This is a genomic window from Streptomyces sp. CT34, from assembly GCF_000805335.1.
Lineage (GTDB): Bacteria > Actinomycetota > Actinomycetes > Streptomycetales > Streptomycetaceae > Streptomyces.
Genome location: NZ_KN708638.1, coordinates 7,970,010 through 7,975,096, shown reverse-complemented (window position 1 = coordinate 7,975,096; position 5,087 = coordinate 7,970,010). Strand labels below are relative to the sequence as shown.

Below are 5,087 nucleotides of genomic sequence, written 5' to 3'. Positions count from 1 at the left end.
CCCCCCCCCCCCGCCCCGCCGTGCGGCGGGCCGCACCGTACGGCGCCACCACGCTGCAGACCACCGCACGGCTCACCGGCAGCGGCGGCTACCGGCGCATCCACTCCGGACCCGGATGGCCCCTGGTCGTGCGGGGCGACATCGCTGCCGCCCGGAGCGGGCGCGAGGACCGGCGGACCGCGCTGGCGTGCTTCGTCCAGTTCACCGACCTGCATGTGGCCGACGTGCAGAGCCCGTTGCGGACCGAGTACCTGCGCGCCGGATCGCCCGGGTCGTGGCGGGGTCAGGAGGCGCTGTCGGTGGCGGGCGCGGTCTCGCTGGTCGAGCAGGTCAATGCGCTCGGCGGCGGACCGCACACCGGTCGGCCCCCGGCCTTCGTGATGTCGACCGGCGACAACATCGACAACCACTCGGCGGTGGAGCTGGAGTGGTTCCTGACGCTGATGAGCGGCGGCCGGATCACACCCAACACCGGCGATCCGGCCGCATACGAGGGAGTGCAGAACTGCGGCCTCCCGCTGTACTGGCACCCCGACTCCGACCTGCGCGACCAGGACAAACTTCGCGGAATGCCGCGAATCCCCGGCTTCCTGGAGGCCGCGATACGCCCCGTCACCAGCCCCGGCCTGCGCATCCCCTGGTACTCGACGCCCGGCAACCACGACGACCTGCCGGGCGGATGCCTGGCCCCGCAGGACCCCTTCCTGAGCGACTACATCACCGGGGCGCGCAAGCTCTTCTCCGTACCGGATGCCGACGTGGCCGCCTTCGCCAAGGTGCTGGAATCCGGCGACGACCCCAAGAGCACCGTCCTGAAGGAGATCCTGCACCGCAACGCCCGCCGGGCGCGGACCGTCACCGCCGACCCGCGCCGGCGCCTGGTCACCCCGCACGACTACCTCACGGCGCACCTCGACCCGGCCTACGCCGGAGCGGGCCCGGTCGGGCACGGGTACACCGAGAACCACCTGGACGGTGAGCGGATGTACTACACCTTCCCCATCGCGGACGGCGTCCTCGGCATCAGCATCGACACCACCTACCGCAGCGGCCACTACGAGGGATCGCTCGGGACCGAGCAACTGCGCTGGCTGGAGCGCGCGCTGGCCGCCCACAGCGCGCGCCACTACGACGCCGACGGGCGCCTGGTGCGCAACGCCACCGTCGACGACCCGCACATCCTCGTCTTCAGTCACCACCACAGCCCGAGCATGACCCGGCGCCCCGACGCGGCCCGCGCCGACGAAATCCGGCACGACGGTGCGGAGGTGATCGCCCTGCTGAGCCGGTTCCCGAACGTGGTCGCGTGGATCAACGGACACAGCCACGTCAACCGCATCACGCCGCACGCGCACCCGACACCGGCCCGCTCCTTCTGGGAGGTCAACACCGCCTCCCACGTCGACTACCCCCAGCACGCGCGGCTCCTCGAACTCGTCGACAACCATGACGGCACGCTGTCGCTGTTCACCACGCTCGTGGAGTCCGCCGCCCCGCACCGGTCGGACTTCGACGACCTCTCCGCGGTGGGCCTCGCCTCCCTCTACCGTGAGCTGGCCTACAACGCGCCCGGACTCGCCGCCACGACGGGCCGCGGCGTCGATGAGGAGATGGCGGGTGCGGCGGCAGATCGCAACACCGAGCTCCTGGTCCGGCGGGGATAGCAGCCGCCGCCGTACGCGTCGACTCAACCGCAATCGGCAGAGTCGGTTCGAGGACCCTTGTGAACGAGCCGCCGCCGCTGTCATCACGCACAGGCGGCCGGTTGCCTACCCCTCGGCGTGGAAGGACCTGACGACGGTGTCCGGGCCCGGCGACATGACGGTTTCGTGCCCGTCTTCGAAGCGCACTCGGTAGGGAGGCGAGCCGTTTTCCCCCAGCACCTCGACGATCTCGGCCGTCCGATCGTGCTGGCCCACGATCCTGCCGTGGACAAGGAGCCTGTCGCCTACGCTGGCCTGCATCCTGTCACCTCTCTCCAGACGTCGTGAGCTTGAGGCATACCCCGCAGATCGCCCTCACCGACACCAGCGCCCGGAAGTTCCGGCCTACTGGTGAACCTGACGGCGAACCGGTCCCGGACGTTCAGGTGACGGGTTACCGAACAAGCTGAGCCGCGAACGACTCGGTCGGCCGCCTCTCGCGATCGTCCACCGCGCCCACCCCGAACTCGGTATCGCCGCCTGAGCACGTTTCCCGTGCTTCCCCCGTGCCGAAGCGCACGTCATGGCCCCCGGACCGCCCCGCACATGCCATCAACTCCCCTCATACATCGGGACGTTCAGCCGTGCCGAAAGGTGAAGCTCATGCACGCCTCCGCTGGGATCGATGCAGCCGAGTGCCCACAAGGACTGCGACGGAATTCCAGATCGGTGTTGGCCTTGGTGACGTCGCGTCGCAGCTGCACCAGGACGCCGGGGAACTCGTTGCTCACTCCGCGGCGGGCCCACCCTCGTGTTCGAGCAGCGTTGCACTGTGACGCCGGGGGGGCGGTCGCGGTCCACGGCCGGAGGACAGAAGGCTCCCGCCCATCGGGTGACGTGGCGTTAATATGCCCGGCGCGGAGGAATGCCTTCCTCGAATCCACTCCGCGTCGGCGCTCGCATCACGACCTCACGCATGTCACGTGTGCGCACCGACGCGGCCCGCAATCGGAAAGAGAGGAAGGACCTGCCATGCGGCGCCATCTCCGCGTCCTGACCGTCTCCGCCATGCTCACCCTGCTCACCTTCGGCTTGGCCGCGCCGGCCCAGGCCGGGGCTGCGGGCGGTAAACCCCCGCTCAAAACCGTCCTCACCAGCGTTCCCGGCGTCGCCGACCTCCTCGGGCTCGACGACGACTGAGCACCCGAGGGCGGGTGAGGAGATCGCCTCCGGGTGCGACACCTTGCGACCCGGCGCACGGGACGCCGGTCCGAGCGGGGCACCCGCCCTCACCTGACTCCCACGCCGTGGACCATCGGGCGGTTGCCTCCCAGGTGAGGGGTCGAGCAGGCCGACGGCGGAGGTAACCTGCCTGCCGCACCGGGCGGTTCAGAGGCGTTCGATGATCGTGACGTTGGCCTGGCCGCCGCCCTCGCACATGGTTTGGAGGCCGAACCGTCCTCCGGTGCGTTCCAGTTCATTCAGCAGCGTCGTCATCAGCCGGACGCCGGTCGCCCCCAGCGGATGGCCGAGGGCGATGGCGCCGCCGTTGACGTTGACCCGCTCGGGGTCGGCGCCGGTCTCCTTCAGCCAGGCCAGGACGACCGGCGCGAACGCCTCGTTGATCTCCACCAGGTCGATGTCGTCGATGGTCATCCCGGCCTTCTTCAGCGCGTACGCCGTGGCGGGGATCGGCGCGGAGAGCATCCGGATCGGGTCCTCGCCGCGGACCGAGAGGTGGTGGATCCGGGCGCGCGGGGTGAGCGCGTGCTCGGCCAGCGCCCGTTCCGAGGCGAGCAGCATCGCCGCCGCGCCGTCGGAGACCTGTGAGGAGACCGCAGCGGTCAGCCGGCCGCCCTCGACGACCGGCGCCAGGGCGGCCATCTTCTCCAGTGTGGTGGTGCGGCGCGGCCCCTCGTCGGTGGTGACCTCACCGTAGGCGACGATCTCGCGGTCGAAGCGGCCCTCGTCGATCGCGCGGATGGCCCGTTCGTGGGAGCGGAGCGCGAACTGCTCCATGTCCTGGCGGGAGATGTCCCACTTGGTGGCGATCAGTTCGGCGCCGTGGAACTGGTTGACCGGCTGATCGGCGTAGCGGGCCCGCCAGCCCTCGGAGCCGGCGAACGGGCCCTGGGTGAGGCCCAGGGGCTCGGCGGCTTGGCGGCTGGCGAAGGCGATCGGGATCTGCGACATGTTCTGCACCCCGCCCGCCACCACCAGGTCCTGGGTGCCGGAGAGCACGCCCTGGGCGGCGAAGTGCACGGCCTGCTGGGAGGAGCCGCACTGCCGGTCGACGGTGACCCCGGGTACCTCTTCGGGCAGCCCGGCGGCCAGCCAGCAGGTCCGGGCGATGTCCCCGGCCTGCGGTCCGACGGTGTCCAGGCAGCCGAAGACGACGTCCTCGACGGCGGCCGGATCGGCGCCCGTACGCGCCATCAGCGCCGTCAGCACATGGGCGCCCAGATCGGCGGGGTGGACGGCCGAGAGCCCTCCGCCCTTCTTCCCCACCGGGGTGCGGACCGCATCGACGATGTACGCCTCGGGCATGGTGAACTCCTTGGTCTGATTCTGCGGATGTGCCGGTCGGCTCCGCAAGGCGATGCCGTCCAGCACCGTCGAGAGGTAGTGGCGGGCGGTCTCCTCGGGGCGGAGCTCTGCTGTGCGCCCGGCCGGTCCAGGAGGCGGCGTAGCGGCTGCCCGCGAGCGGGCCGGCCGCGTCGGCGATCTGCCGGACGGTGGTGGCGTTGCAGATGGGCGGCGAACACCTCCGCCGCGGTGCCGCGGAGTTCGCGGCGGCGCTGCTCAGGCATGCTGCGAGCTGACCGAAACGGTCTCGCCCGTCATGTACGAGGAGTAGTCGCCGGCCAGGAAGACGATGACGTTGGCGACCTCCCAGGGCTCGGCGTAGCGGCCGAACGCCTCCTTCGCGGTGAGCTCGGCCAGCAGTTCGGGCGTGGTGACCTTCACCAGGTACGGGTGCATGGCGAGGCTGGGCGCGACCGCGTTGATCCGTACGCCGTGGTCGGCGGCCTCCAGGGCGGCGCAGCGGGTGAGGGCCATCACCCCGGCCTTGGCGGCGGCGTAGTGGGCCTGGCCGCGCTGGGCGCGCCAGCCGATGACGGAGGCGTTGTTGACGATCACGCCGCCGCCCGCCGCCCGCATCCGGCGGAGCGCGGCGCGGGTGCAGCGGAAGGTGCCGTTGAGCGTGACGTCGATGACCTTGTCCCACTGGGCGTCGGTCATCTCGACGAGTTCGGCGGCACCGCCGAGCCCGGCGTTGTTGACCACGATGTCGAGCCGGCCGTGCCGTTCCTCCGCCAGCGTCAGCAGCGCCTCGACCTGCGCCTCGTCGGTGACGTCGCAGGGCAGTCCGGCGACCCGGTCCGCCCCGAACTCCGCGGCCAGCGCCGTCGCGCTCTCCGTCAGCCGCCGGGCGTGCGCGTC

General features: G+C 71.2%; 5 protein-coding genes. 2 read left to right on the top strand and 3 right to left on the bottom strand.

Annotation, left to right across the window (positions count from 1 at the left end; genetic code table 11):
• A partial coding sequence (locus RZ84_RS34470; RefSeq protein ID WP_241777989.1) for a TIGR03767 family metallophosphoesterase occupies window positions 1-1,664 on the top strand: 1,664 nt, incomplete at its 5' end.
• 105 nt (window positions 1,665-1,769) lie between these two features.
• On the opposite strand, the gene RZ84_RS34465 is transcribed toward RZ84_RS34470, so the two are convergent.
• Window positions 1,770-1,964 carry a DUF1918 domain-containing protein gene (locus tag RZ84_RS34465; RefSeq protein ID WP_043268583.1) on the bottom strand — a complete coding sequence of 65 codons (195 nt, stop codon included), beginning with the start codon at window positions 1,962-1,964 and terminating at the stop codon, window positions 1,770-1,772.
• A gap of 711 nt (window positions 1,965-2,675) precedes the next feature.
• Between RZ84_RS34465 and RZ84_RS39420 the strand changes: the two genes are divergently transcribed.
• Complete coding sequence (locus RZ84_RS39420; protein ID WP_157878990.1) at window positions 2,676-2,843, top strand: hypothetical protein; 168 nt, start codon at window positions 2,676-2,678, stop codon at window positions 2,841-2,843.
• Window positions 2,844-3,032: 189 nt separating this feature from the next.
• On the opposite strand, the gene RZ84_RS34460 is transcribed toward RZ84_RS39420, so the two are convergent.
• Together RZ84_RS34460 and RZ84_RS34455 are read right to left on the bottom strand one after the other, a co-directional pair.
• Window positions 3,033-4,190: an acetyl-CoA C-acetyltransferase gene (locus RZ84_RS34460; protein WP_043271700.1), complete on the bottom strand. Its 1,158-nt coding sequence runs from the start codon at window positions 4,188-4,190 to the stop codon at window positions 3,033-3,035.
• A 255-nt stretch (window positions 4,191-4,445) separates the two neighbouring features.
• The coding region (locus tag RZ84_RS34455; RefSeq protein WP_241777988.1) for an SDR family oxidoreductase at window positions 4,446-5,087 on the bottom strand (642 nt) is incomplete at its 5' end.

What these genes read in the sequence shown, in the direction of transcription:
- RZ84_RS39420 (WP_157878990.1), top strand. Translation starts at nt 2,676, where the DNA reads ATGCGGCGCCATCTCCGCGTCCTGACCGTCTCCGCCATGCTCACCCTG.
- RZ84_RS34460 (WP_043271700.1), bottom strand. Translation starts at nt 4,190, where the DNA reads ATGCCCGAGGCGTACATCGTCGATGCGGTCCGCACCCCGGTGGGGAAG.
- RZ84_RS34465 (WP_043268583.1), bottom strand. Translation starts at nt 1,964, where the DNA reads ATGCAGGCCAGCGTAGGCGACAGGCTCCTTGTCCACGGCAGGATCGTG.